The sequence below is a fragment of the Ruegeria sp. C11 genome, assembly GCF_056537725.1.
Window position 1 is genome coordinate 97,395 of sequence record NZ_JBQFSB010000007.1, and the last position, 26,412, is coordinate 123,806.

The 26,412-nt window shown below is 59.7% G+C and carries 19 protein-coding genes; 8 read left to right on the top strand and 11 right to left on the bottom strand.

What is annotated here, in order from left to right; genetic code table 11:
• Positions 1 to 84: 84 nt before the first annotated feature.
• From ACR0NA_RS14045 to ACR0NA_RS14065, 5 genes are read right to left on the bottom strand one after another with little or no spacing between them, the layout of a single operon-like run.
• The gene (locus tag ACR0NA_RS14045; protein WP_480729783.1) at positions 85 to 1,440 is read right to left on the bottom strand and encodes a CoA transferase; all 1,356 of its coding nucleotides are present in this window, start codon (positions 1,438 to 1,440) and stop codon (positions 85 to 87) included.
• The gene (locus tag ACR0NA_RS14050) at positions 1,437 to 2,591 is read right to left on the bottom strand and encodes an ABC transporter permease (RefSeq protein ID WP_170654240.1); all 1,155 of its coding nucleotides are present in this window, start codon (positions 2,589 to 2,591) and stop codon (positions 1,437 to 1,439) included. Before ACR0NA_RS14050 ends, ACR0NA_RS14045 begins: the two co-directional genes overlap by 4 nt.
• Positions 2,588 to 3,616 carry an ABC transporter permease gene (locus ACR0NA_RS14055; protein WP_170654238.1) on the bottom strand — a complete coding sequence of 343 codons (1,029 nt, stop codon included), beginning with the start codon at positions 3,614 to 3,616 and terminating at the stop codon, positions 2,588 to 2,590. Before ACR0NA_RS14055 ends, ACR0NA_RS14050 begins: the two co-directional genes overlap by 4 nt.
• 13 nt (positions 3,617 to 3,629) lie before the next feature.
• Complete coding sequence (locus ACR0NA_RS14060) at positions 3,630 to 5,546, bottom strand: ABC transporter substrate-binding protein (RefSeq protein ID WP_480729787.1); 1,917 nt, start codon at positions 5,544 to 5,546, stop codon at positions 3,630 to 3,632.
• The gene (locus ACR0NA_RS14065) at positions 5,539 to 7,311 is read right to left on the bottom strand and encodes an ABC transporter ATP-binding protein (RefSeq protein ID WP_480729790.1); all 1,773 of its coding nucleotides are present in this window, start codon (positions 7,309 to 7,311) and stop codon (positions 5,539 to 5,541) included. Before ACR0NA_RS14065 ends, ACR0NA_RS14060 begins: the two co-directional genes overlap by 8 nt.
• A gap of 231 nt (positions 7,312 to 7,542) precedes the next feature.
• Between ACR0NA_RS14065 and ACR0NA_RS14070 the strand changes: the two genes are divergently transcribed.
• From ACR0NA_RS14070 to ACR0NA_RS14095, 6 genes are all read left to right on the top strand, one after another.
• On the top strand, positions 7,543 to 8,040 hold the full coding sequence (locus tag ACR0NA_RS14070) for a class I SAM-dependent methyltransferase (RefSeq protein ID WP_480729792.1): 498 nt from the start codon (positions 7,543 to 7,545) through the stop codon (positions 8,038 to 8,040).
• Between the two features lie 48 nt (positions 8,041 to 8,088).
• Positions 8,089 to 9,237: an acetate/propionate family kinase gene (locus ACR0NA_RS14075; protein ID WP_480729794.1), complete on the top strand. Its 1,149-nt coding sequence runs from the start codon at positions 8,089 to 8,091 to the stop codon at positions 9,235 to 9,237.
• Between the two features lie 89 nt (positions 9,238 to 9,326).
• Positions 9,327 to 9,956 (top strand): glutathione S-transferase family protein, encoded by a 630-nt coding sequence (locus tag ACR0NA_RS14080; protein ID WP_480729796.1) that lies wholly within the window; start codon positions 9,327 to 9,329, stop codon positions 9,954 to 9,956.
• A 114-nt stretch (positions 9,957 to 10,070) separates the two neighbouring features.
• On the top strand, positions 10,071 to 12,473 hold the full coding sequence (locus tag ACR0NA_RS14085) for a GcvT family protein (protein ID WP_480729798.1): 2,403 nt from the start codon (positions 10,071 to 10,073) through the stop codon (positions 12,471 to 12,473).
• Positions 12,470 to 13,990, top strand: coding sequence for a trimethylamine methyltransferase family protein (locus tag ACR0NA_RS14090; protein WP_480729801.1), 1,521 nt, complete (start codon positions 12,470 to 12,472; stop codon positions 13,988 to 13,990). The genes ACR0NA_RS14085 and ACR0NA_RS14090 overlap by 4 nt, the downstream gene beginning before the upstream one ends.
• A 4-nt stretch (positions 13,991 to 13,994) precedes the next feature.
• Positions 13,995 to 14,669 (top strand): TetR/AcrR family transcriptional regulator, encoded by a 675-nt coding sequence (locus ACR0NA_RS14095; protein ID WP_480729804.1) that lies wholly within the window; start codon positions 13,995 to 13,997, stop codon positions 14,667 to 14,669.
• A 26-nt stretch (positions 14,670 to 14,695) separates the two neighbouring features.
• Here ACR0NA_RS14095 and ACR0NA_RS14100 read toward each other — a convergent pair whose 3' ends face one another.
• Positions 14,696 to 18,103, bottom strand: a complete 3,408-nt coding sequence (locus ACR0NA_RS14100; protein ID WP_480729806.1) for an indolepyruvate ferredoxin oxidoreductase family protein — start codon at positions 18,101 to 18,103, stop codon at positions 14,696 to 14,698.
• 143 nt (positions 18,104 to 18,246) lie between these two features.
• Here ACR0NA_RS14100 and ACR0NA_RS14105 point away from each other — a divergent pair, with 143 nt between their 5' ends.
• A complete protein-coding gene (locus tag ACR0NA_RS14105; protein ID WP_170654219.1) occupies positions 18,247 to 18,708 on the top strand; it encodes an Lrp/AsnC family transcriptional regulator in 462 nt (153 codons plus the stop codon).
• A gap of 9 nt (positions 18,709 to 18,717) precedes the next feature.
• On the opposite strand, the gene ACR0NA_RS14110 is transcribed toward ACR0NA_RS14105, so the two are convergent.
• Entirely contained in the window at positions 18,718 to 19,107 is a 390-nt protein-coding gene (locus ACR0NA_RS14110) for a DUF3307 domain-containing protein (RefSeq protein WP_170654217.1), read from the bottom strand.
• A gap of 168 nt (positions 19,108 to 19,275) precedes the next feature.
• Here ACR0NA_RS14110 and ACR0NA_RS14115 point away from each other — a divergent pair, with 168 nt between their 5' ends.
• Positions 19,276 to 22,320: an ABC transporter transmembrane domain-containing protein gene (locus tag ACR0NA_RS14115; protein ID WP_480729809.1), complete on the top strand. Its 3,045-nt coding sequence runs from the start codon at positions 19,276 to 19,278 to the stop codon at positions 22,318 to 22,320.
• A gap of 6 nt (positions 22,321 to 22,326) precedes the next feature.
• On the opposite strand, the gene ACR0NA_RS14120 is transcribed toward ACR0NA_RS14115, so the two are convergent.
• From ACR0NA_RS14120 to ACR0NA_RS14135, 4 genes are all read right to left on the bottom strand, one after another.
• Positions 22,327 to 22,614: an ArsR/SmtB family transcription factor gene (locus ACR0NA_RS14120; protein ID WP_480730045.1), complete on the bottom strand. Its 288-nt coding sequence runs from the start codon at positions 22,612 to 22,614 to the stop codon at positions 22,327 to 22,329.
• A gap of 112 nt (positions 22,615 to 22,726) precedes the next feature.
• Positions 22,727 to 23,959: a mandelate racemase/muconate lactonizing enzyme family protein gene (locus tag ACR0NA_RS14125; protein WP_480729811.1), complete on the bottom strand. Its 1,233-nt coding sequence runs from the start codon at positions 23,957 to 23,959 to the stop codon at positions 22,727 to 22,729.
• 23 nt (positions 23,960 to 23,982) lie between these two features.
• Complete coding sequence (locus ACR0NA_RS14130) at positions 23,983 to 25,089, bottom strand: Zn-dependent alcohol dehydrogenase (protein WP_480729813.1); 1,107 nt, start codon at positions 25,087 to 25,089, stop codon at positions 23,983 to 23,985.
• An 84-nt stretch (positions 25,090 to 25,173) separates the two neighbouring features.
• Positions 25,174 to 26,373, bottom strand: a complete 1,200-nt coding sequence (locus ACR0NA_RS14135; protein ID WP_480729815.1) for a TCR/Tet family MFS transporter — start codon at positions 26,371 to 26,373, stop codon at positions 25,174 to 25,176.
• Positions 26,374 to 26,412 lie beyond the last annotated feature (39 nt).

A 26,412-nucleotide genomic window follows, 5' to 3' on the forward strand; every position in this document is an offset into this window, starting at 1 on the left:
ACTCCCGCCCCTTTGATCCGCGTCTCTGAAGAGACACTGAACAAAGCGTTGGGCCAGGCCGCGCGTACCGCGCGGCGGTTGCGATTAGTTCGACAGCTCGGACCAGACGGGCTTGGCCGTGCCGAGCTTTGTGGCGGGCAGGGGCCAAGTCATCCGGGTTTGGCCCACCTGCAAAGCGGGTGCAAGGCGATGCCCCGGCCCCCAGCCAGTATCTTCAGTTGCAGAGGAATAGTCCTCTGCCGCTGTCGAGGAAATCTCATCCCCTTCTTCGGATTTGCTCAACCCCGCCAAAAGCTCGGCGGTGCGGGCAAGGGACAGATGGGCCAGTGCGATCGTTTCGCCGCTAGCAGCGTTGGCCAGTGCGGACAGAACCGCCGCAGCCATCAGATACCCTGTGGCATGGTCCAGGGCCTGAACCGGCAGCGGTGTTGGTTTGTCGCCATTGGCCCAGACGCGGCCTGCATCAGCAATTCCGGCGCTCATCTGCACGAGGCTGTCAAAACCACGGCGCGAGGACCAGGGGCCGCGCCAGCCATAGGCGTTCAGGGTAACCTCGACCCGGTTCGGTGCCAGCGTGTCGCGTGTCGCGCGGTCCAGTCCCAGACCGTCCAGAGCGCCGGGCCGGTAGCCGTGGATGAAAACGTCTGCCTCGGACAGAAGCTGTTTCAGGCGGTCGAGGTTGTCCGATTTTTTGAGATCGAGAAACGCGCAGCGTTTACCCAGCGAGATGTCGGGAATCACGCCCGGCTCATCCCAGCCGGGCGGATCAATGCGCAGCACATCGGCCCCGAAAGCAGCAAGTGTGCGAGTTGAAACCGGACCGGCGAGAACGCGGGTCAGATCAAGGACACGCAGACCGGCCAACGGGCGTTGTGCCGAAGCCTGAGGGCGGGAGCGGAGTTTGCAGTTGCGCGGATGCCGCCAGTCGATCAGGGGCGAACTAGCAACCGCCCGACCTTGCGGATGGGACAGCCACTCATCGCGGCTGCGCATGGCTGCAGCAACGCCACCCTGCGCCACGATAACGGTTTCAAGATCGTTGATGGAACGGGTCGATACCTCACTGGCAACGGCATCGCGATCATGCGGTACACCCAGTACGCGCAGCGCCGCGGCGCGGTGTTGCGGCAGGTTCGTATGCAACCTGATCCAGCCGTCCGATGCGCGGTAATCACCGGCAATTGCGTCCCATGCGCCGGGCATCTCCCAACCGTCCGGTTTGAACGACCAGCCATACCAGAGTGAGGCCAGCCGGTGATCGACACTGACCTCGGGCCTTTCGGGGACAAGGTTCAGCGCCACCATAAGCCGGGCCAGTTCCTGCCCAACGGTGGCAAAGGACGCCGAAGCAAGTTCACTTACCGCAAATGCGCTGGGCCGATAACCGCCCCCCTTCAACCGATAGGTATCCGGGGCAGGAAGAGAGGACAGCAAGGTCATTGCTGATAGGGGTCCAGACTGTCGCGCAGACCGTCACCGAGGAAGTTGAAGGCCAGAACGATGATGATGATCGGCAACATCGGGATTGCCGTCCACGGATAAATCTCGATCGAGGCAAGGTTCTGGGCATCGTTCAGCATGACCCCCCAACTGACCGCAGGCGCGCGCAGGCCGAGGCCAAGGAAGCTGAGCGCGGTTTCGCCCAATATCATCGCCGGTATCGACAGAGTGGCCGAGGCGATCAGGTGGGACATGAAGTTCGGCAGCAGGTGTTTTCGGATCACCCGGCCCGAGCTTGCGCCCATCATCTCGGCGGCGCGCACATATTCTTCTTCGCGGAGGGACAGGAATTTCGCCCGAACGGATCGGGCCAGACCCGGCCAGTCGAGAATCCCGAGAATGATCGAGATGATGAAGAACACCGCGACGGGGCTCCAGTTGGAGGGCACGGCGGCGGATAGGGCCAGCCACAGCGGCAGTTCCGGCAGCGAGCGAAGGATTTCGATCACCCGGTTGATGACCCAGTCGATCTTGCCACCGAAATACCCGGCCATCGAACCAAAAAGGATGCCTAGAAAGAAGGACACTGAAATGCCGATCAGGCCAACCGTAAGCGACAACTGAGCGCCATAGAGGATACGGCTGAAGACGTCCCGGCCAAGCCGGTCAGAGCCCCACAGAAACAGCGTGGCCCCTTCGGGCGCGCAGAACAGGTGCCTGTCGGTTTTGATGAGCCCGGCCAGTTTGTAGGTAGAGGCTTGGCAAAAAAAGCGGATCGGTTTCGGGTTTTCCGTGTCGGGGACGAATTTCCACTGGAAGGTCTCCAGATCGGCTTCGGCCACGATCGGATAGATATATGGACCGACGAACTCTCCTTCGTGGAACCAGTTTACCGATTGGGGCGGTGCATAGAGGTGTTCGCCGTTTCTGTCGTTCGGGCCATAGGGTGCGATGAACCCGGCGAAAGGCAGCATCAGATAGCACAGTAGAAGGAAGATGCCCGAGACCAGCCCCAGCTTGTGCGTTCTGAACTTGCGCCACACCAGCACCCAGTTCGGTGCATCCAGATCCTTACGCTCAAGCTGCTGCAGCGAAGCCTGCGGATCGAATTCGGCGTCGTCGACATAGCGACCGTCGGGGAGTTTCGTCATGCCTCGCGCCCCTCATAGCGGATGCGCGGGTCAAGCATGACCAGCAGGATATCCGAGATCATTGTGCCCACCAGCGTCAGTAGGGCCACGAACATCAGAACAAAGCCCGACAGGAACTGGTCCTGTGTTTTCAACGCGGTCAGCAGGGTCGGGCCGATGGTCTGCAGGCCAAGCACGACCGAGACCAGAACCGAGCCCGAAACCATCGACGGGAGCAGGTTGCCGATATCCGCGACAAACGGGTTGAATGCCACGCGCAGCGGATATTTTGTCAGCATTCGTGACGGCGCCATCCCCTTGGCGATTGCTGTTTCCACGTAGGGTTTGCCAAGTTCATCCAGCATATTGGCGCGCAGGCGCTGCATCATGGCCGACGCGCCGGATGTGCCGATTACGAATGTCGGTACGATCAGGTGGATCAGGATTGATTTGAGTTTTTCCCAACTCATCGGCTGGCCCTCGAATGACGGGTCCATCAAACCCCCGATGGGCAGATTGAAATAGCGGTGGCCATAGTAGAACAGGATCAGCGCCAACAGAAAGTTCGGCGTTGCCAGACCAAGGTAGCCAACGAAGGCGGATGTGTAATCGACCCAGGTGCGGGACCGCGCTGCGGCCAGAACGCCCAGCGGCAGGGCAACGGCATAGACAAACAGAACGGCGGCCAGATTGACGACAACGGTAAGCCACAGGCTGTCACCGACGATTTCGGACACGGGCCGGTCAAACTCGAAAGACCATCCGTAGTTGCCCTGAATGAGCCCCGAAAACCCGTGTGGGCCGGGCATGAATCCCATCCAGATCATGTATTGTTCCCACAAGGGGCGGTCGAGTGCGTATTCCTTGCGTAGAAACTCGGCCTTGGCCACGCCCGCGGACTGTCCCGAGGCTTGCAACTCGGCGATCTGATTGCTCAGATAATCGCCGGGGGGCAGATTGATGATCACGAAGATCAGTGCCGATACCACCAGCAGCGTAAGCAGCATGGTGAAAAAGCGGTAGACTGCGTAGCGCAGCATTATCATTCAGCTGCTCCCGTCATTCCGCAAAAAAGAACTCATCTACGCGGTGGACCCCGAAATGCGAACCCGGATCCCAGGCCCACAGCGCTTTTTGCGGCACGTTGCGCAGCCGGTTGGAAACGACGATGGGCTGAGGCGCCCCGTTCAGAATGCCGATGCCAAACACCTCGTCCGCGTGGATTTTGAGCATTTCTTCCCACGCAGCGGCGCGTTCTTCATCTGTCGAGGCCATGTCCCAGTCATGGGCCAGTTCCATCAGCCGTTCAGCCGAGGGCATGTCCGGTTTCTCGCCGACTTCACCCCCGGTCTGATGATATTGACCCCATTTCGGCCAAGCCAGAAACACCTGATCGGTGGGTGCCAGATATGCGGGCGAGGTATAGACCTGCGGAATGCCATTGTCCCAACCGAACCAGACCGATGCCATGGAATTGCCGGCAAAGACCCGGTTGCGCAGGATGTCCCGGTCCAGCGGACGCATCACCAGTTTGACACCGACGTCCAGCCAGTTGTCGGTCACGATCTGCAGCGCGTTTTCAACTTCCTGACGTTCACCGGCGGTTTCAATGATCAGTTCCATCGAGCGGCCATCTGGCAGCATGCGGATGCCGTTCTTGTCCCGCTTGTCCAGACCGGCCTCGTCCAGCAACCGATTTGCTGTTTCGGGATCGAACTGGGCCCAGGCCGCCTGATTGTCCTCGTTATAAAAGGCCGAGGCGGGCAGAACCGACATTGCCCCCGGTTTTGCCAGCTTGAAATACAGGGCCTGATTGATGGTTTTCCGGTCAATGGCCAGAGACAAAGCGCGGCGCACACGCACGTCGCGCAGTACCTTTTGCCAGACATCGTCGGTAAAGTTCAGGTTGGGATAGATCGCGATCTGCGAGGCGACGCCGGTTTCCCAGAGGTAGGTTTTGTAACCTCCCCCATCCTCACCCTTTTTCAGGATCGAGGCGTCGCGAAAGTCCAATCCGCGTCCCTGAAGATCCGTTTCACCCGCATTGGCCTTGGCCGCGACCAGACCGGGCGCCACGATCTCCATCTCGATGACGTCGATATAGGGCAGTTGCACGCCCTTCGCATCAATCCGGTGATAATAGGGATTGCGGACAAAGTGGTGGCGGATTTTCTTGCCCGAGCTGGCGTTGACCCACGGCTGCAATGTCGGCAGTTCGTGGTTGTCGAACTTGTACATGTTGTCCAGCTTGTTGTGCAGCGCCGCCCAGCTTTTGACCCTTGTGTCCTCGACCGCCGCTGCCAGTGCAGCCGGGTCGGCATAATCCTCGTGATACTGTTTCAGGAACTCTGCCGGGCGATAGATGAAAGGCGGGCGGGCCTGCGCCAGGCTTTGCAGAAAGTTCGGGTTCGGATCGTCCCATTCGTAGACAACAGTTGTTTCGTCCGGGAAGGACACCGTGGGTGGTTTACCGTTCACAAGCAGGAAATCCGGCGGGCCGGAGGGGCTGAGAAAATCGTTGTTGGCAACGTCCTCCCACCAGTATCGGAAGTCGTCAGAGGTGAAAGGCGAACCGTCGGACCATTTGTGCCCTTCACGCAGATGCAGGGTGAATTTCCGGTTGTCTTCGTTTTCGAACGACTGCAGCAGATCCGGGACAAGTTCGTAGTTTTCGTCATAGCCCACAAGCCGCGCATAGCCATAGACAACCATCTGGCGCAAATCCTTGGACCGGGTGACCATGGTGCGCAGTGTGCCGCCTTCGGTGCCGAATTCGCGCCCCTTGGCGGCAAGATCGACGATCAGCGGTTCAGCGGGAAGTCGTTCCTGAACCGGCGGCAGGTTTCCCATGTCCACTTCGGATTTCCAGAACGCGCCTTCCTGAGCGGGGGGAACGGTTTCCGCCGTAGCCGGAAGGAGGGACGCAAAAGCCATCGCAGTGGCCAGAAGCAGTGATTTTCGTGGGGTCTTAAACATGGCAACGTACCTTATGGCCGGGCTCCATTTCCACCAGCGAGGGTATCACGGACTCGGAAAACCGAAAGGCTTCATCCCAGCTGTCGGGAGAGCCCGCACCCAAAGCGACCAGATTCAGGTCGATGGGACGGTTGATATCGGGTTCCGGCTGCGCCGCGATCAGCGCTTTGGTGTATGGGTGTTTGGGGTTGTAAAACAATGTGTCGGGCGGGGCTTGCTCGACGACCAGACCTTGGCGCATCACCGCAACTTCGTCGGCAATTCGGGCTACAACGGCAAGGTCGTGCGAAATGAAAAGGTAGGAGAGGTTCAGGCTGTCCTGAAGCTGTTCCAGCAGGGTCAGTATCTGTTCCTGCACGGATACATCCAGGGCCGAGGTCGGCTCGTCGCAAACGATCAGCGACGGGTCCAGCATCATGGCGCGGGCGATGGACAGACGCTGTCGCTGGCCGCCGGAAAAGGCGTGCGGATAGCGTTTCAGCATGTCGGCGTTCAGTCCCACACGTCGTAGCATCTCGGCCGCTTTCTCCCGGTGCTCGGCCGCTCCGCCGATGCGGTGGATTTCCAGCGGTTCGGTCATCGCGTCCTGAATGCGCATGCGCGGGCTGAGAGAGCTGTACGGGTCCTGAAACACCATCTGGGCCTGCCGCTGGAACGCCGTGCGTTCGGCGCGGCTCATCTTGTGGACGGTAATCGGCTCCTGATCGGGGGTGGGACGGAACAGAACCTCGCCGCCGGGATCGGGTAATTCGGCTCCAAGTGCGATCCGCGCGGCCGTTGTCTTGCCTGACCCGCTTTCGCCGACGATGGCCAGTGTTTTGCCGCGGGCAAGTTTGAAATCCACACCGCGGCAGGCGTGGATCAGTTTTTCCGCCTTCCAGCCCTGACTGGATCGCATGGTATAGGTCTTGGAAACGCCTTTCAGTTCCAGAATCAGGTCTTCGTCGGGCATCGGCAGGCCAACGGTGTCCTGATCGGGAATGGCGGGCGCGGCATTAAACAGCTGCTGCGTATAGGGGTGGGCCGGGGATTCGAGGATGAGGTTTGCCGCTCCGGCCTCCATCACGCGGCCCTTGTGCATGACGACGACCTGTTCGGCCATGTTGGCAACAACGCCCAGATCGTGGGTGACAAGGATCAGGGCCATCCCCGTTTCTCTCTGAAGCTCCTTGATCAGCCCCAGCACCTGCGCCTGCGTGGTCACGTCCAGCGCGGTTGTCGGTTCGTCCGCGATCAGCAGATCCGGCTTAGACACCATCGCCATCGCGATCATTGCGCGCTGGCGCATCCCACCGGACATTTCGAACGGGTACGAGTTGTATGCCCGTTCAGGATCGGGGAACCCGACGCGTTCGAATTGTTCCAGAACCGTGCGTTTGGCCTGACGCTCGGACGCGCCGCGATGCAGCCATAGCACTTCGCTGACCTGATTGCCGATTTTGTGAAGCGGCGAGAGCGATCGCATCGGTTCCTGAAAGATCATCGAGATTCGGTCGCCGCGGATATCACGCATCCGGCGCTCGTTGATTTGTGACAGGATCGTCGGTTCTGATCCGCCGCCCAGTGTCATTGTCCCGCTGCGGATCTGAGCTGTGCGGGGTAGAATACGCAGAACCGCGCGGCAGGTGATTGTCTTTCCCGAACCGGATTCGCCAACCAATGCAAGCGTTTGGCCCGGCTCGACGTCGAAATTGACGTCCCTGACGACCGGGTCCGCCGTGCCAAAGCCGATGCTCAGATCCCGGACAGACAACAACGGGGTCATTCGGGTTTTCCACCCGTCTTGTCGCAGATCGACATCGGCTTTTACAACTCCCTGTTTTTTTTTATCACAGTTTCGCGCGCTTGGACCCAACTAGTCAAACCCGTTCTTAGGCCGAAACGTCGCGGAATTGTGAAAACTTTCGCTGTGCGACTACACAAGTTCTTGAGTATTTGGCATGAAACTCAACGCCGGGCGCGATCCGGCCCGACCTTATCAGAGGAGAGCCCGCCCTTGTCCGACACCAAAAGTCGCCTTGACGTTTTCATTGATCGCATGGTGTCCCAGCGCGCCTGTCTGGATTTTGCCATCGCGCAAACGACGCAGATGGGTGGTCCTGTCTTTGAGCTGGGATTGGGCAACGGCCGGACCTATCACCACATGCGACAGCGCATTTCAGACCGGCCGGTTTATGTGTTCGAGCGCAACGTAGCCTCACATCCCGATTCGACACCGCCTGACGAGATGCTGATCTTGGGCGATGTGCGAGAAACGCTACCTGCCTCGGTTGATCGTTTCGGGGCAACGGCCAGTTTGATTCATGCCGATCTTGGCGGGCACAATCTGGAAAAGAACGATGCCTTTGCACGGTTCGTTTCCCCTTTGATCGAACCATTGCTGGCAGAAGGCGGGCTGATGGTGTCGAGCGACCGGATGTATTTTGACGGGCTGACCGAACTTCCACTGCCTGAGGGCGCGGTTGAAGGCCGGTGTTTCATCTATCGTCGCTGACAGCCACGCAGACCCAGAAACAGGGACGTTTGGAAAACAGGAGCTGTAATGAACGCAATTCTGACATTGAATGCAGGCAGTTCCTCGATCAAGTTCGGCGTCTACCGGGCCGAGGCTGAGCCCGCTTTGCTGTGGCATGGGCAGGTTGAAAATCTGGGCCCTGTCGCCAGTCTTGTGTTGGAGGGTGACGACGCTCGGCAGACGTTTCAGATAGGTCCGGCAGATCACTCCAACGCGGTCACCGCGATTCTGGAGGCGATTTGCCCACGGCTGGGGCAGAACCGGATTTCCGGTGTCGGGCACAGGATCGTGCATGGTGGCCGAACGTTCAGCGGCCCGACTGTTCTGACTGATCATGTGATGACGCAGCTTGACGCGTTATCCCCTCTTGCCCCGTTGCATCAGCCACACAACCTTGCCGCCGTGCGAGCGGCGCAAGAGGCATTCCCCGACGCGGTGCAGGTGGGGTGTTTCGATACGTCCTTTCACTTTGGCCATCCCTTTGTGAACGACGCGTTTGCCATTCCGCGCCGGTTTTATGAAAAGGGCGTCAGGCGGTACGGGTTTCACGGTCTGTCCTATGACTACATCACCGGCAAGCTGCAGCAGGATTACCCTGAGCTTGCGGCGGGTAAGGTCGTGATTGCCCATCTGGGCAACGGCGCGTCGATGTGCGCGGTCGAAGACGGGCAGAGCATCGGTTCGACCATGGGTTTTTCGGCTCTGGACGGTCTTCCAATGGGTACGCGGTGCGGGCAACTTGATCCTGGCGTCCTGCTGTATCTGATGGAGCAGGGCCACAGCGTCGATGCGATCACGCATATCCTTTACAAGAAAAGCGGCCTGCTGGGGCTGAGCGATATCAGCCACGACATGCGGACCCTGTTGGCCAGCAATGACCCGCGCGCGAATGAGGCGATTGACTACTATGTATTCCGGATCAAGCGAGAACTTGGCGCCATGGCCGCCATTCTGGGTGGGATGGATGCGGTTGTGTTTTGCGGTGGCATAGGGGAACACGCCGCGCCGATCCGGGAACGGGTTCTGGAAGGGATGGAATTTCTGAACCTGCGTCTGAACGCCGAGGCAAATGACAGCAATTCGACGGTGATCTCGGACGGCGGCATTCCGATCCTTGTTATCCCAACGGATGAAGAACGGGTGATTGCGCGGGCGGTCTGTCAGGCGATCACCTGAAACTGCCGCAGGGTAACGGCAGGAAACCCTCGCCTTGGGGCGTGGCCTGACCATATCGTGGTGACATCCGGATCAAAGGTTGCCCACACATGATTTTCTACGACTGCTCGACCGCGCCCAATCCACGCCGTGCCCGTATGTTCATCGCCGAAAAAGGGCTTGAGATCGAAACCCGCGATGTCTCGATCGCCAAGGGTGAGCAGTTGGGAGAGGAGTTCAGGGCCATCAATCCCCGGGCAACCATTCCGGTACTGGTTACTGACGAGGGCACGGTTCTGGCCGAAAACCTTGGAATCGCCGCCTATCTTGAGGCGCAATTTCCCGAACCTCCGCTGATGGGTCGGACGCCCGACGAAAAGGGGTTGGTTCTGATGTGGAATGCGATTGTCGAACAGCAGGGCGGTTTACCCGTCGGCGAAGTGCTACGTAACACGCATCCGGCATTTAAAGACCGGGCCATTCCGGGGCCGGTCAATTATGCCCAGATACCGGAACTGGCACAGCGTGGTTCTGACCGGTTGGCCCGGTTCTTCGACATGCTGGAGGAGCGGCTGAAGGAAAGCCCCTTTGTTGCCTGCGATCACTTCACCCTCGCGGATATTTCGACCTTTGTTTTCGTCGACTTCGCGCGGGTGATCAAAGTGCGCATTCCCCAAGGAAACACTGCGACGCTGAGCTGGTTCCAGGCCGTTCAGGAAAGGCCAAGCGCCCAAATCTGAAAATTTCCCGAATTTTCTGCATTCGAGGGTTTCGCCCAGCACTGTACAGAAATGTCTAGACAGAAGTGAACAGTACGCATAGCGTCTCTTGCGAGTCGTCCAGGGGAGGTCGGGATGAAGTCTCAGTATCGCGTTGTGGTCATCGGGGGCGGCGTCGTCGGCGCCTCGGTTCTGTATCATCTGGCCAGATTCGGCTGGAGCGATGTCGTTATGCTGGAACGGCGGCGATTGGCCTCGGGGTCATCATGGCATGCGGCGGGGGGCATCCATGCACTGAATGCGGATCCCAACATGGCGGCGCTGCAGGCCTATACCATCGACCTGCTCAGCGAGATCGAAAAGGAATCGGGCCAGAATATTGGGCTGCACATGACCGGTGGTCTGACGCTGGCCGGCACGCCCGAGCGGTGGGAATGGCTGCAGTCGAACTATCGCACCTTCCAGTCCATCGGCATTGACGATTGTGAGTTGCTGACGCCGGAAGAGGCGCAGAAACGCTGCCCGATCATGTCCACCGACGGCGTGCTGGGTGCGATGTGGGCCGACCGCGAGGGCTATATCGACACAACCGGTACAGTGCAGGCCTATGCCACCGCCGCAAAAAAACGCGGCGCGGAATACTATGAGGAAACTAAGGTCGAGGAACTGATCCAGACCGACGATGGCTGGCAGGTCGTGACCGACAAGGGCACGATCACCTGCGAACATGTTGTCAACGCTGCAGGCCTCTGGGCCAAGCAGGTGGGGCGCATGGCGGGCATCGAACTGCCGGTGTCTCCGCTGAAACACCACTATCTGATCACCGATTCAGTCCCCGAGGTTGCAGCGGCCGATTTCGAGATGCCGATGACGGTGGATCTGGAAGGGTTCACCTATATGCGACAGGACCAGAAAGGTGTTCTGGTCGGTATCTATGAGGTCGATCACGAACACTGGGCCATGGACGGTGCGCCTTGGAGCTATGGCGAGGAACTGTTTCAGGAACAGCTGGACCGGATCGAGAACGAGTTGACCCTTGGCTTTGAACGGTATCCATCGATTCAGAATGTGGGCATCAAGACCTGGGTGAATGGGGCCTTTACCTTTTCCCCTGATGGCAACCCTCTGGTCGGTCCGGTTCCGGGCAAGCGCGGGTACTGGTCCGCCTGCGCGGTGATGGCAGGATTCCTGCAGGGCGGCGGTGTCGGCAAAACGCTGGCTGAATGGATGATCCATGGCGAGCCCGAGGCCGATGCATGGCCGATGGACGTGGCGCGCTATGGCGATTTCGCCCAGAACAAGCGCTATATCCGCGAGACGACGGGTCAGTTCTATTCCCGCCGGTTTGTGATGACCTATCCGAACGAGCAACTGCCTGCGGGCCGTCCGCTGAAAATGGCCCCGGCACATGATGCGATGACTGAGGCTGGATGCAAGTGGGGTGTCAGTTGGGATCTGGAAGTGCCGCTGTATTTCGCACCAAAAGGGTTTGAGGAGACACCGACGCTCAAACGGTCCAACGCGCATGACATCGTGGCCGAGGAATGCAAAGTGATCCGCGAGGGCGCGGGCCTGTTGGATATCTCGGGCTTTTCCCGGTTCGAGGTTAGCGGCCCGAATGCCGAGGTTTGGCTCGACAAGGTCATGGCCTCGAAACTGCCTGCGCCGGGCCGTGTCAAACTGGCCCCGATGCTGGGCGAGAACGGGCGGCTCAAAGGTGATCTGACCGTGCTGAACTGGGGTGACGGCACATGGTGGATCATGGGTAGCTATTACCTGCGGGCCTGGCATATGCGCTGGTTCGACGATCACATGATGGATGGCGTCGAAATCCGCGATCTGGGTGAGGAGTATTGCGGGTTCGCCGTGGTTGGTCCAAAATCACAGGACGTGGTCGAAAAGCTGGCGGAACAGGATATCTCGGGGCTTAAATTCATGGGCTGCGGTGATTTTGACATCGGCCTTGTCCGAGCCCGCGTTGCGCGTATGTCGGTGACCGGCGAAAAGGGGTATGAGATCAACTGTCGCTATGGCGATCACATCAAGCTGCGCCGCATGCTGCTGGAGGCCGGAGCCGAAGAAGGCATCCGCGAGTGCGGGTTCAACGCGATGCTCTCGACACGGCTTGAGAAAAGCTTTGGCATCTGGTCGGCGGAATTCACGCAAGCCTATACGCCGGGCATGACCGGAATGGACCGCTGGATCGAATGGGACAAGGAGTTCGTCGGCAAAGAGGCTGCGCTGGCCGAGCGTGACGGCAACGGTCCGGCACAGGTGCAGGTCACGCTGGAAATCGACGCGCTGGATGCCGATGCCAGCGGGTACGAGCCGATCTGGGCCGATGGCGAACGGGTCGGGTTCGTAACCTCGGGCGGGTATGGCCACTATACCGGCAAGTCGCTAGCAATGGCGCTGCTGGATCGCGACAGGGCTGCGCCGGGGACTGAACTTTCCGTCCATGTTGTCGGGGTCGAGCGGCCTGCCCGGGTTATTGCCCCGTCACCTTACGACCCCCAGGGCAAGGCGATGCGGTCATGACGCGCCGAGGCCGCCGAGCGCGCGCTGATGCTGCGGATACGCCACTGCGACAGGTGGATTACCGCAATCTGCGCAATCCATTCCCGCCCATGGCAGCTTTCACCGATGACCGTATCGAGGCGCTGCATCAGGCGTCTCTGACTGTACTGGAAGAGATCGGGATCAAGGTCCTGCTGCCCGAGGCGCGCAACCTGTTCCAGCAGGGCGGGGCGCGAGTCGAGGACGAGATGGTCTTTGTCGGTCGCGAGATGGTTGATGCGGCGTTGGCCTCTGCTCCCCCGTCCATTGTCATGAAAGGGGCGGTGCCCGAACGGGACATCACTCTGGAACTGGGGCGGCTGGTGTTTCAGCCTGGCGCGGGCGCGCCCCATGCCACCGATCTTGAACGCGGCAGACGCCCCGGAACGTTGAGTGATTTCCGCGAGATGGTCCAGATCACTCAGGCCTTCGACGTGTTGCATATGGTGCCGCCTCTGGTCGAGGCGCAGGATATCCCGATGCATCTGCGCCACTACGCGATGACCGAGGCGGAATTGACCCTGAGTGACAAGGTGCCGTTCATCTATTCCCGCGGCACGCCGCAGGTCATGGACGGGTTCGAGATGATTCGGACCTTTCGGGGCCTGTCCGATGATGAATTTCAGGCACAGCCATGGTGTTACACGATCATCAACACCAACTCGCCCCGCGTAATCGACATGCCGATGGCGCAGGGTCTGATCGACTTTGCGCGGGCCGGGCAAATGTCCATCGTCACCCCCTTTACGCTGATGGGTGCGATGGCACCGGTGACGGTTGCCGGGGCAATGACGCTGAGCCATGCCGAGGCGCTGGCCGCGATCACGCTGACCCAGTTGGCCAAACCCGGGGCGCCGGTCTGTTACGGCACTTTCACCAGCAATGTGGATATGAAGTCCGGCGCGCCTGCGTTCGGGACGCCCGAACATTTCACTGCTTCGCTGGTGGCCGGTCAACTGGCGCGCAAGGTCGGGCTGCCGTGGCGCTGTGCCGGAGGTAGTGCCGCCAACATAAACGATGCACAGGCGGCGAATGAAACGCAGTTCGGGTTGTGGGGATGCCTGATGGCCGGGGCGACAGTCGTGATCCATTCGGCGGGATGGCTTGAAGGCGGGCTGACGGTATCGTTCGAAAAAATCATAACCGATCTGGAAGTACTGCAGATGGTGGCCGAGCTTTGCGCCGGAACTCCCGCGACCGATGCCGACATTGCGCTGGATGCTCTGCGCGAGGTTCAGCCCTCGGGCCATTTCTTTGGCGCGGCGCATACGATGGAACGATACCAGACGCAGTTCTATGAACCTCTGGTCGGGGATTGGTCGAATTTCGGTACATGGAGCGAACGGGGTGCCGTCGATGCAAACCATCGGGCCACCGGAATATGGAAGAATATCGTTGAAACGGCGCAACCACCGATGCATGACGCTGATCGCGCCGCTGCTCTGAAGGATTTCGTCGCCCAACGCAGCGCCGAGGGCGGAGCACCACCGGAGAGTTGAGCAGATGAACTCCAAACCAGTCCTTCACCGCGATGATCCCGATGCCGAGCCGTTGGTGGGCAACGTCAAGGTCACGCGCGACGATTGGCTGAACGTGGCTATGGACGTTCTGATCTCGGACGGGGTGGAGCAGGTCAAGGTGCTGAACCTTGCCGAGCGTATGGCCGTCTCGCGGTCATCCTTTTATTGGTACTTCAAGTCCCGGCAAGAGCTTTTGGATGCGCTTCTGGCGCGGTGGCAGGCCACAAATACGGCAGCGTTGATCGCGCAGGCCGAAGCGCCCGCCAAGACGATCACGGCGGCGGTCTGCAATGTGCATCGGTGCGTGGTGAACACGGCCCTGTTCGATACGGCGCTGGATTTTGCGGTTCGGGACTGGGCGCGCCGGTCTGGCAAGGTGCGCAGAATGCTGGATCAGTCCGACGCAAACCGTCTGACCGCACTGCGCGCCATGTTCGCGCGGTACGGGTATCAAGACACCGAAGCGGAAACCCGTGCACGCGTGCTTTATTATATGCAGATCGGTTACGATCTGGCGCAGTTGAACGAACCGCTGGCCACGCGTTTGGCGCTGGTTCCGCATTACCTGTTCGTCTTTACCGGGGTCGAGCCGTTGCCTGAAGAGGTCGAAGAATTCAGCGCCTATGCCCGGCAATACTGGGAAGGGGAACCCGCCTGACCGGGCCGAAATTCCGTTGATCCGGGCTATTGCAAGGTACTTTCCACAGAGTCACGCGCCTTGGCAAAGCTGTCTTCACGAACCGGACCATAGCCCCGGATTTCATCCGCTGCGGCCAGGGCCTGACGCCATGCTTTCTCGGTTTCCGGAACGTAATCCTGCAGCAGGCGATCCAGCAAAGCGTTGTACCAGTCGCGGATATCACGGTGCAGGCGGGCTTCGGCATGATAACCGAAGGGGTTCAGCCCGGATCCGCGCAGAGACTTGGCACGTGCCAGAATTCCAAGAACAGGGTGCAGCCACGGGCCGATGGCGCGTTTTGCCGGGCGGCCACGTGCATCGCGGCGTCCGTTCAGAATGGGTGGTGCCATGTGGTATCTGACCTTGTAATCGCCCTGGAAATGTTGCGCCAGTTCCTGCGCGAAGCTGTCCCCGGTCATGAGGCGCGCCACTTCGAATTCGTCCTTTACGGCCATGAACCTGAACAGGTTGCGGGCGATGGAACGCAGCATATCTTCGGAGGCATCCGGTAAGGCCGTCCGGATTTTGGTGATGCGATCCGTATAGCGTTTTGCATAGCGGGCGTTCTGATAGCCGGTCAGATAATCAACGCGGCGCGTGATCATCTGATCCAGCGTTTCGGTTTCAGGCGCCGGGTCTGAATAGCCTTGCAACTTTGCCGGATCGGCAGCCATGCAGCGACCGATAGCAAAGGCGAGCCGGTTGGCTTCGACTGCTACACCGTTCAGCAGGATGGCCTGTCCCAAAGCGGTGGCGGATACTGGCACCAGACCTTTTTGCCACGCATAGCCCAGCATCATGACATTGGCAAAAACCGCGTCGCCCAGCAGGGTTTCAGCGGCGGCGTTGGCGTCAAAGCCCGCGAGGTTTTGCGCGCCCACCACCTGAGAAATGGCCTCTTCCCGCGCGTCGGTCCGAAGCTGCGCATCGCGTCGCAGAACCAGATCGCCGGTCGGCATTTCGGCCCGGTTCAGCACCACCTGCGTGCCCTTCCGATAATGCGCCGAAGCCTTTGGGGCCGAACTGACGACGATATCGCACCCGATCACCGCATCCGCCGTACCCTGATTGATGCGGACCTGATTAAGCGCCTCGGGGTTGTCGCCCAGTCGGATGTAGCTGAGGACGGTTCCGAATTTCTGCGCAAAGCCCGTAAAGTCCAGAACGGACGTACCGCGGCCCTCAAGATGCGCAGCCATCGTGATCAGGGCGCCCACCGTGACCACGCCGGTGCCGCCAACACCCGTCACCAGCAGGTCGAAAGGCTTGTCCAGTATCGGCAGTTTCGGGTCGGGCAGACCGCTTTCAAGTGTGCTCAGGTCCAGTTTGGCGGCTTGCTTGCGCCGGGTTGCGCCTTCAACCGTGACGAAGCTGGGGCAAAAGCCGTTCAGGCAGGAAAAATCCTTGTTGCAGGTCGACAGGTTGATTTTGCGTTTCCGGCCCAGCGGCGTTTCGCGCGGTTCGACGCTCAGGCAATTGGATTCGACCGAGCAATCGCCGCAGCCTTCGCAGACCAGATCGTTGATCCAGACAAAACGGTTCGGATCCTCCATCGTGCCCCGCTTACGGCGGCGGCGTTTTTCGGTGGCGCAGGTCTGTTCGTAGATCAGAACCGTAACGCCCGGGATGTCGCGCAATTCACGTTGCAGCAAGTCCATTTCCGAGCGGTCGTGAAATGAGGTCTGCGCCGGGAAATCCGCGTGATGGAACTTGGAGATGTCGTCTGAGACGATGGCGATCCTCTCGACCCCCTCGGCGCGGCAGGTCTGGGCGATGCCCGCCACACTGATCGGGCCGTCGACGGGTTGCCCGCCGGTCATCGCCACGGCGTCGTTGTAGAGAATCTTGTAGGTGATGTTGGTTCCTGCAGCGACCGCCTGACGAATGGCCAGCGAGCCTGAGTGATACCATGTCCCTTCGCCAAGGTTCTGAAAGATGTGCTTGCCGCCATTGTATTTCGAAGCAACGACATGCGGCACGCCCTCTCCGCCCATCTGGGCGTAGCCGACGGTCTGGCGATCCATCCATGATGCCATGACGTGACAACCGATGCCGCTGGCCGCCGTCGAGCCTTCGGGCACTTTGGTCGAGCTGTTGTGCGGGCAGCCCGAACAAAAATAGGGCGTGCGGGTCGCGCCCGGAACGTTGATCAGTTGCGGCGGCGTATCGATCAGCGCCGCGGCCTTGGCGGGCAGGCCTTCCTCGGGGAAAAACTTGTGCAGGCGCGCGGCGACGATGGGGGCCAGCATCAGGGGGCTCAACTCTCCGGTCCAGGGGATCAGAGGTTCGCCGTGGCTGTCGTATTTACCGACCATTTTATGCGGCTTGTCGCCGGGCCAGTCATAGAAATATTCCTTGAACTGACTTTCGATGATGCCGCGTTTTTCTTCGACGACCAGAACTTCGGCCTTGCCCTTCACGAAGCGCAGGGCGTTGCGGCGGGCCAGCGGCCAGACCATGCCGACCTTGTAGATGTCGATGCCAAGCTCCCGGCATTTTGCCTCGTCCAGACCCAGCAGGCGCAGGGCCTCCATGAGGTCCAGATGCCCTTTGCCCGTTGTGACAAAGCCGAATTTTGCACCTTCGATATCGTAGATGCGCTGGTCAATCGGGTTTTCCTCGGCAAAGGCCCGCACTGCACGCAGCTTGTGTTTGATCCGGGTTTCGATCTCGGGTGAGGGCAGGTCGGCCGAGCGTACGTGCAGGCCGTTGGGAGGTGTGTCGATTTCAGGCAAGATGAACTGCCGGTCCGGTCGGAGTTCGACCGATCGGGCGCTTTCCACGGTTTCGGAAATAGCCTTGAACCCGACCCATGTTCCCGAAAACCGGGACAGGGCAAGCCCGTATTCGCCGAAGCTCAGATACTCGTCGACCGAGGAAGGATTCAGCGTTGGCATGAACCACGCCATGAATGCCACGTCCGACTGATGCGGCATCGAAGAGCTGACGCAGCCATGATCATCACCCGCTACGACCAGCACACCGCCCTTTGGGGCCGATCCATAGGCGTTGCCATGTTTCAGCGCGTCACCAGACCGGTCCACGCCCGGGCCCTTGCCGTACCACATGGAAAACACGCCCTCGACTTCGCATTGCGGGTTGAGCGAGGCCTGCTGCGCGCCCAATACTGCTGTTGCGCCGAGGTCTTCGTTCACGGCGGGCATGAAGGTGATGCGATCCTGTTTCAGACGATCCCGTGCGCGCCAAAGCTCCAGATCCAGACCACCAAGGGGCGAACCGCGATAGCCCGAGATGAAGCCCGCGGTGTTCAGCCCGGCATCCCTGTCACGGCGCGCCTGATCCATCATGATACGCGCCAGGGCCTGTGTGCCTGTCAGGAAAACCCGACCCTGTTCAAGTTTGTAGCGATCTTCCAACTGGTATGTCTGGAGGGATGTCTCGTGGTGGCTCATCTGGATAACCTGTTCGGTATTTCTGGTGGATGAGAAATTCTAGGTCATGTATTGTGGAAATGTGATCCAATTTTGCCGAAGTTTGAGTTAACAGGCGGAAGATTGTGCCAAGAAGATAGTGGTTTCTGAAAGGTCTGACCAAAATGACTGAGCTGGATGACCGCGACCGGCGGATTTTGACAATGCTGCAACGCGATTGCCGCATCTCGAACGCGGACCTTGCCGAGGCGGTGGGCATGTCCGCATCCGCCCTGTGGAGGCGCGTTAGGTCGCTGGAAGAACTTGGGGTGATCGAACGCTATGGCGCGATCGTAAATCCATCGGTTATGGGGCTGAGCTTTGAGGCGATCGTGCACGTGCATCTGACCCGGCATGACCCTGATAAGATCGTCGAGTTCATCAGGTCGGTTGAGAACAGCCCGGAGGTTCAGGAATGTTATGCAACAACAGGACAGGCGGATTACCATCTGCGTGTGCTGTGCCGTGACCTGTCGGCCTATAACCTGTTTCTTGAGGATTTTCTGTTCCGTCTGCCCGCCGTGGCAAGCGCGCAGACAAATGTGGTTTTGCGGACGATCAAGCGTAACCGACCAGTGGAACCCTGAAGCGGAACGTTACCCGACGAACTTGGCCCAGGCCCAGACCATCGCGACATAGGTCAGGTTGTGCAGGCACTGGTCCAGACCGGCGGCACGCCAGTAGGCGGCTTGCGTCGGCTGAAGCTTTTTCTTGTCGGAATAGTTGGCCTTGGCGAAATCAATGTTGAAATGAATAATCCATTCCAGTGCCGCGATGATCAGCACGAAACTGAGTGGCGACCCGACGGCTAGAAAAATGACAACCGATCCAATGACATGAACGGCCGCGTGTTGCGCCCGTCCCATATGAAAATACTCGCCCCGACCGGAAAGCATCTTGGGCGTCTGTAAATAAAAATCGGCAAACATATGTTTGATCTGCAAAAGGCAGAGCAACAGAAATATGGTGCCAAGCAAAGCAGGCAAGGCGGCCCTCCCGATATCGTCCTGTTTACAAGACTAGGGTTTTAAAGTGTTTCACGCAAATGAACTCGTTCACATATGGCGCAGAATGGCAAAAAGCGCTAGCATTTGCTTCACTTGACACGAATGCGATAAATTGAACCTGTAAAAATTTGGTGGTCGACGCGAAAATTGAACCACCTGGTTAAGCCGACAGGGGCAGGTCCCATAGAACGTACGTTATTTAGGTTCATCTGGAAGTATTCGAAACGCGATCAGCTGGTTCTGCTGGCCGTGACTTCGACTCTGTTCCCGCTGCTGTATCTGACCCTGGAACTTCCCAAGCGCATCATCAACGACGCGATTGGTTCTGCCAGCCAGACGATTGAATTCTGGGGCTTTTCCTTTGAGCAGACCCAGTTTCTGGTGATCCTGTGTTTTGCGTTTCTGGCCGCGGTATTGGCGCATGGCCTGATGAAAATGCGCATCAATACGATGAAAGGCGTTCTGAGCGAACGGATGCTGCGGCGGTTCCGCTATCAGCTCATCAGCCGGATATTGCGCTTTCCCCAACCCTATTTCGAACGCGTCAGTCAGGGCGAACTGGTATCGATGGTCACCGCTGAAAGCGAGCCGATGGGCGGTCTGATGGGGGATGCGATCAGCCAGCCGGTGTTGCAGGCGGGCCAGATGCTGACGATTCTATCGTTTCTGTTCCTGCAAAGTGTTTGGTTCGGATTGGCGGCGGTTGCCCTGATCCCCTTGCAGGCGTGGTTGATCCCGAAACTGCAGCGGCAGATCAACCTGCTGAACAAGAAACGCATTCAGGAGGTCCGGGTTCTGGCCGCCCAGATCGGCGAGAGCGCAGCAGGCGCATCCACCCTGCGCGGCAATGGCGGCTGGCGCTATCGCCGCGCGATGGTGTCGGACCAGTTGGGGCGGCTGTTCGGTATCCGGTTCGATATCTACCAGAAAAAGTTCTTTATGAAGTTCATCAACAACTTCATCTCACAGCTTACGCCGTTCATGTTCTATCTGGTCGGTGGTTATCTGGTTCTGAGGGGCGAGGTGTCGCTGGGTGCGCTGGTCGCGGCGCTGGCGGCGTATAAGGACCTAAGCTCGCCGTGGAAAGAGTTGTTGGCCTATTACAACCAGACACAGGACATGTCCCTGCGCTGGGAGGTTGTCATCGAGCGGTTTGCACCCGACGGCATGGTCGATGAGTCCCTGTTTGACGGCGACCCAGCCGAGCGTCCCAGGCTGAATGGCGATATCGTTCTGGATCACGTGTCGGTGCGCGATGCCGACGGAAACCATGTTCTGGATGACCTGGACGTTACGCTTCCCGGCGGAGGGGCAATCGGTATCTCGGCGCCAAGCGAGGAAGATCGCCGTGCGCTGGGTGAGTTGCTGACGCGCGAGGTTCTGCCCGGATCAGGCAAGGTGGCGGTCGGCGGTTTGAATTTGTCCGAACTGCATCAGGGGGTTGTTGCCGCGCGGATCGGATTTGCGACCTCGCGCCCGGTCATGTTTCAGGGAACATTGGGCGACAATGTGATGATGCCGATGCGGTACCAGCCGGTCGGTGACATCCCGGACGATCCCGATTTTCAGGAAACATTGCGCGCCGGAAACAGCCCCGATCCGTTCGGGGCCGAATGGCTTGACCCGTCACTTGCGGGATTTGACGATTTCGAAAGCCTGAGGGACTGGTGGCTGAAGCTGATCGAAGGGATGGGATCGGGCGATACCTTGTTCCGGCGCGGCGCGGATCAGGTCTTTGACGCTGATGAGCATCCGGAACTGGCGGCAAGGCTGGTGGAATTGCGCCCGCAGGTACAGCAGGCGATCCGGGATGCGGGGCTTGTGCATCAGGCGCTGGTCTTTGACCGCAACGCTTACAACCCCGCCTTGCCGGTGGCTGAAAACCTGTTGTTTGCGACGCCCCGCGTTCCCGTAACCCAGGACCTGCTGGCGCAGCAGACCGTGTTCCTTGGGCAGTTGCGGGAACTGGGACTGGACGAGACACTGGTCAGCCTGACGCGCGATGTGATCGAGATGCTGCGCCAGATCTTTGGTCTGGACGGAACCGATCATCCGTTGTTCCGCAAGCTGGGACTTGAGGCCAGAACCTATGAGGCCGCGGTTGAGTTGGTTGAGAAAACCCGTAAGGACGGCGCATCGGGGCTGAATGACGCGCAACTCGCCAATTTGCTTGCGGTGCCGTTTGTCATTTCGGCCGAACAGATTGGCCCGGCCTTTTCCGACGGGTTGAAGGGCCGTATTCTGGAACTGCGGCAAACCCATTCGGAAGAGCTTTTGGAACGCCTGCATGGTGTTTTCGTTCCCCTTGACCCGGACAGCTTCGCGCCGGGATTGACGGTTCTGGAAAACGCCCTGTTCGGCAAGGTCAGTCAGGTGGGCGGTGCGCGCTCGGACGAGGTGCGCAAAATCATCGCGGATGCCTTGGCTGCAAACGGCGCACAGTCGTTGGTCATTGAGTTGATCTATGACGTGCCTGTTGCGCTGGGCGGGCAGAACCTGCCGGCGGTATTTGCCGAGCCACTGGCGTTTACACGGGCGACGATCAAAAAGCCGGACATCCTGATACTGGAAAACGCGCTGGCAAGCTATGACATGGCCACTCAGGTTGCCGTGTACAAAAATCTGCGCGCCCTTTTGCCGGAGACAACGGTAATCTACCTGAATGACCACTTCCAGGACCCCGATGTGTTCGATTTGCACATCGAAGTACGACAGGGCAGAATTGTGTCAGAGGAGGCCCCGATGGAAGTCGAAGAAGACGGCGCGGCATCCGCCGATCTGGTGCGCAAGCTGCGGGCGCTGGAACAGACGCCGCTGTTTTCGGAACTGGATCGCAGACAGTTGCGGCTGCTGGCGTTTGGCGCTCAGTGGTACGAGGCCGAGGCCGGCGAGACGGTGTTCCTGAAGGATGACCAACCAAGGGACGGCGCCTATATGATCATCGACGGCGAGGCGGGTTTGTATCTGCCTCAGAAAGACGCTGCCGATCAGTTGATCACTCGTGTCGGGGCGGGGACACTGGTGGGTGAGTTGGGGCTGATCCGCAAAGAACCGCGCGCGCTGAGCATGGTCGCGGAAACCGATCTGACCTGTCTGCGCATCGGTGAAGAGGAATTCCTGGCGGTGGTTGAGAATGACGCCGCGACAGCGTTCAAGCTGTTGCAGGTCATCGCAGGATACGTCTCGAACTGACGCCCGTCAGGATTGGGGTTTGCAGAACAGGGTGTAGAGCAAACCGATCATCTGTGCCGTGTTTCCATCCGAAAGCGAATAATAGATCGCCTTGCCGTCGCGGCGCGTCGTGACCATGCCCTCTTCGCGCAGGCGGGCCAGCATCTGACTGACTGCGGCCTGACGCATGTCCAGAAGTTTCTCAAGCTGACCAACGGATTTTTCGCCTGCCCCAAGATGGCACAGGATCATCAGACGGCCTTCATGGGCCAGTGTTTTCAGAAAGGCGGCAGCCTGACTGGCGCTTTCTTGCATGTCGATGGGCGTTTCAGGTGCAAGGGGATCAGAAACTGTTTCCTGAACTGTCACAATCTGCTCGTTTAGTAGCTAAAAGTTGGAGCAATATGCCCCAACCCAAGCTGTCTTGTCACCCCTCGGTTGCAGGAGCGCCCCCCTGAAATGCGTTCCCGTGTACGTAATCACAGGGGTCTTCCTGCATTTGCAGGTGCAAACCGTCGCCGGTGTAGGGGTGCGCGCGGGCCAGATCTTCGTCAACTTCGATCCCCAGTCCCGGCGCGGTCGGAGGCGTGACAAAACCGTCTTCGATCCGGATCGAGCCTTTGATCAGTTGATCGTGGAAGGGCGTTTCGATGGTTTCCAGCAGCAGAATATTCGGGATCGAGGCCGCCAGGTGGATGTTGGCCGCCCATTCCACCGGTCCGGCATAAAGATGCGGGGCCATCTGGGCGTTGAAGACCTCGGCCATGGCGGCGACCTTTTTCATCTCCCAGATACCACCGGCGCGACCCAATGCGGGCTGAAGAATCTCGGCGGCGCCGGCGCGCAGAACGGCGCCGAATTCGGCCTTGGTGGTCATGCGCTCGCCGGTTGCGACGGGGATGCGCACGTTACGGGCCACGCGCGCCATGTCGTCGATCATGTCGGGTGGGGTCGGTTCCTCGAACCACAGCGGAGAATAGGGCTCCAACGCCTGACCCAGCCGGATGGCGCCGGCGGTGTTGAACTGACCATGGGTGCCGAACAGCAGATCAGCCTTGTCACCGACAGCCTCGCGGATGGCTTTGCAAAAGGCCACGGACATCGAGATGTCGGACATTGCAGGCATATGCCCACCGCGCAGTGTGTAAGGCCCCGCCGGGTCGAATTTCACGGCGGTATAGCCACGCCGCACCATCTCGGCGGCGCAATCTGCGGCCTGTTCCGGTGACGTCCAGAAATCGGTCAGATTATGCTGCGGCAGGGGGTAAAGGTACGTGTAGGCGCGTATACGTTCATTCATCCGCCCGCCGATCAGGGCATGAACGGGCCGGTCGCGATCCTTGCCCAGAATATCCCAGCAGGCGATTTCAAGCCCCGAAAACGCGCCCATAACCGTCAGATCGGGGCGCTGCGTGAAGCCACTGGAATAAGCGCGGCGGAACATTAGTTCGATGTTTTCGGGGTTCTCTCCGGCCATATGCCGTTCGAACACGTCGCGGATGACATGCTTCATCGCTTCGGGTCCCACGGATGAGGCATAGCATTCGCCCCAGCCTGTTATGCCTGTATCCGTGGTGACCTTGACCAGTATCCAATACCGCCCGCCCCAGCCAGGCGGGGGCGGAGCGGTGACGATGATATCGAGGTCCTGCAGTTTCATCGGGCGTCCTTTCTGCGGCGGTATCAGCCCGCTGCGGTTTCCCGGTCGAAGATGATGACGTTACGCTTGGCGCTGCCGGTTTTGGTGTCTTCGATGGCCTCATTGATCTGGTCCAACGTCCAGCGACCCGAGATCAGCTCATCCAGTTTCAGGCGGCCTTGTTGGTACAGGTCGATCATCCACGGAATATCGCGCTGAATGACCACGTCACCCATCTTGGAACCGATCAGCCCCTGACCGATGGCGGCAAGGATCACCGGTTCATAGCTGGCCGTTGCTCCCGAATGCGGCATGCCGATCATGATGGCCTTGCCGCCGCGCCCCAGATAGCGGGGTGCCTGATCATAGGCCGGGATGGCGCCGACGGTAATCAGGACGGCATCCGCCCCACGCCCGCCCAATGCCTTGAATGCGGCTCGCCACGGTTCTTTCAGCGTTGCCAGAACACCGTGGGTCGCGCCGAATTCTTTTGCGATCTCCAGCTTGTCCTCGGTCATGTCAACGGCGACGATGCGGCGGGCCCCGGCGATGCGCGCGCCCTGAATGGCGTTGAGGCCAACGCCACCCGCACCAATCACGACCACATCTTGTCCGGGGCGCAGATTAGCGGCGTTCACGGCGGCACCGACGCCGGTGATCACACCGCAGGACAGCAGGCTGGCCACATCCTTGTCCATCGTAGGCGGGATCTTCACGATTTGCCGGTGGTTCACGACGACCTTTTCCGCAAATGCGCCACATGCCATCGCCTGTTCCAGCGGGCCACCATCGCCGGTCCGCAGTGGGCCTTTCACCGTGTCATAGGGCGTTTCGCAGATGGTTGGTTTGCCACCGGCGCAGGACGGGCATGATCCGCAGGCGCGGATCAGGGTGACCACGACCGAGTCACCCGGTTCAAAGCCACCGGCGGATTCACCAACGGCCGTGACGATCCCGGCGGCCTCGTGCCCGTAGACCGAGGGCAGAAAGCCGCCCCATGCGCCGCTGGCATAGGTGATGTCGGAATGGCAGATGGCAACGGCGTCCAGCGTGACCTCGACCTCGCCCATACTAGGTGGGGCGAGTTGAACCTCTTCGATGGTCAGGGGTTTTCCGAACTCCCTGCAGACGGCTGCTTTGATGGTTTGCATGGCTCTCCCCCCATTGGCTCAAAGGCCACGGTGGCGCGTGGTTGAGCGGTCTGCAAGGTGGAAACCGTCATGGACGTGTCGTTGTTACGCCACGACGGGCCGGGCGCGCACAAAAATCACGCAACCGACCAGCATCAATACCAGTGCGAGCAGGAACGGTGCGCCGGGCAGATAGATTGGCGCGTCTTCGCGGATGAACTGGGCGAAGACTGCCGTCATGAAAAGGGGCGAGATGACCATCGAAAGCGCGTGGAGGGCCGCAAGTACGCCCTGTAACTCACCTTGCTGCGAATCGGGCACGGATTTCGACATCATCGCCTGCAGGGCCGGGGTGACGACCGCGCCCAAAGCCGTGACTGGAATCATCATCAGGGCAATGAAGCCGTTTGTCAGAAACGCAAGTATGCCAAAGCCGACGATATCGAATATCTGTCCGTATATCACGGTTCCACGCTCGCCCAGATGGCGGGTGGCGGGTCGGATCAGCCCGCCCTGTACCATGGCCATGCCGATCCCGTAGATGCCCAGCGACAGGCCGATGATCTGCGGGGACCAGCCGAAGCGCTCCTGCGTGAAATAGGCCCAGATCGCGGGATAGACATATATCGAGACAGAATAGAGGAAATAGACCCAGAGCAGGGGCTTTATGCCGGGAAGCGATGCAATCGCCCGGATTGCGCCAAACAGGTTGGCGCGCCGCCAGTGAAAGGCGCGCCGGTTGGCGTCGGTTACGGTTTCGGTCATCACGAACATGCCGATCAGAAAGTTCAGCCCAGCCAGCCCGGCGGCGGCCCAGAACGGGGCGCGGGTGCCGTATTCGCCCAGCAGGCCGCCCATCGTCGGGCCCAGAACAAAGCCTACGCCGAAGGCCGCGCCCAGCATGCCGAATTTGGCGGCCTTTTCATGGGGTTTGGAAATGTCGGCCATGAATGCGGCGGCGGTGGAATGGGTTGCGGCCGTGATGCCGCCGATGATGCGCCCCACCAGCAACAGCCAGATACTGCCCGCAATGGCCATGACGATATAATCCAGCGCCATGACGAACAGCGAAACCAGCAGGACCGGACGGCGGCCATAGGCGTCGGACAGACTGCCCAGAACAGGGCCAAACAGGAACTGCATCGCTGCAAAGGCAGTGCTGAGCACACCGCCCCAGATCGCGGCATCGGCCAGTGTGCCGCCCTGAACCTCAACGATGAGGTCCGGCATGATGGGCATGATCAGACCTATGCCCATTGCATCGATCATCACCGTGCTCAGCACAAAGAAATACGGCAGCCGCATGAAAGCCCGTCCCCAATTCGGTCGGGCTGACCCTAGCGA

Coding starts and splice junctions, on each gene's coding strand:
- ACR0NA_RS14045 (WP_480729783.1), bottom strand. CDS start 1,440: ATGACCTTGCTGTCCTCTCTTCCTGCCCCGGATACCTATCGGTTGAAG.
- ACR0NA_RS14050 (WP_170654240.1), bottom strand. CDS start 2,591: ATGACGAAACTCCCCGACGGTCGCTATGTCGACGACGCCGAATTCGAT.
- ACR0NA_RS14055 (WP_170654238.1), bottom strand. CDS start 3,616: ATGATAATGCTGCGCTACGCAGTCTACCGCTTTTTCACCATGCTGCTT.
- ACR0NA_RS14060 (WP_480729787.1), bottom strand. CDS start 5,546: ATGTTTAAGACCCCACGAAAATCACTGCTTCTGGCCACTGCGATGGCT.
- ACR0NA_RS14065 (WP_480729790.1), bottom strand. CDS start 7,311: ATGACCCCGTTGTTGTCTGTCCGGGATCTGAGCATCGGCTTTGGCACG.
- ACR0NA_RS14075 (WP_480729794.1), top strand. CDS start 8,089: ATGAACGCAATTCTGACATTGAATGCAGGCAGTTCCTCGATCAAGTTC.
- ACR0NA_RS14080 (WP_480729796.1), top strand. CDS start 9,327: ATGATTTTCTACGACTGCTCGACCGCGCCCAATCCACGCCGTGCCCGT.
- ACR0NA_RS14085 (WP_480729798.1), top strand. CDS start 10,071: ATGAAGTCTCAGTATCGCGTTGTGGTCATCGGGGGCGGCGTCGTCGGC.
- ACR0NA_RS14090 (WP_480729801.1), top strand. CDS start 12,470: ATGACGCGCCGAGGCCGCCGAGCGCGCGCTGATGCTGCGGATACGCCA.
- ACR0NA_RS14095 (WP_480729804.1), top strand. CDS start 13,995: ATGAACTCCAAACCAGTCCTTCACCGCGATGATCCCGATGCCGAGCCG.
- ACR0NA_RS14100 (WP_480729806.1), bottom strand. CDS start 18,103: ATGAGCCACCACGAGACATCCCTCCAGACATACCAGTTGGAAGATCGC.
- ACR0NA_RS14105 (WP_170654219.1), top strand. CDS start 18,247: ATGACTGAGCTGGATGACCGCGACCGGCGGATTTTGACAATGCTGCAA.
- ACR0NA_RS14120 (WP_480730045.1), bottom strand. CDS start 22,614: ATGCAAGAAAGCGCCAGTCAGGCTGCCGCCTTTCTGAAAACACTGGCC.
- ACR0NA_RS14125 (WP_480729811.1), bottom strand. CDS start 23,959: ATGAAACTGCAGGACCTCGATATCATCGTCACCGCTCCGCCCCCGCCT.
- ACR0NA_RS14130 (WP_480729813.1), bottom strand. CDS start 25,089: ATGCAAACCATCAAAGCAGCCGTCTGCAGGGAGTTCGGAAAACCCCTG.
- ACR0NA_RS14135 (WP_480729815.1), bottom strand. CDS start 26,373: ATGCGGCTGCCGTATTTCTTTGTGCTGAGCACGGTGATGATCGATGCA.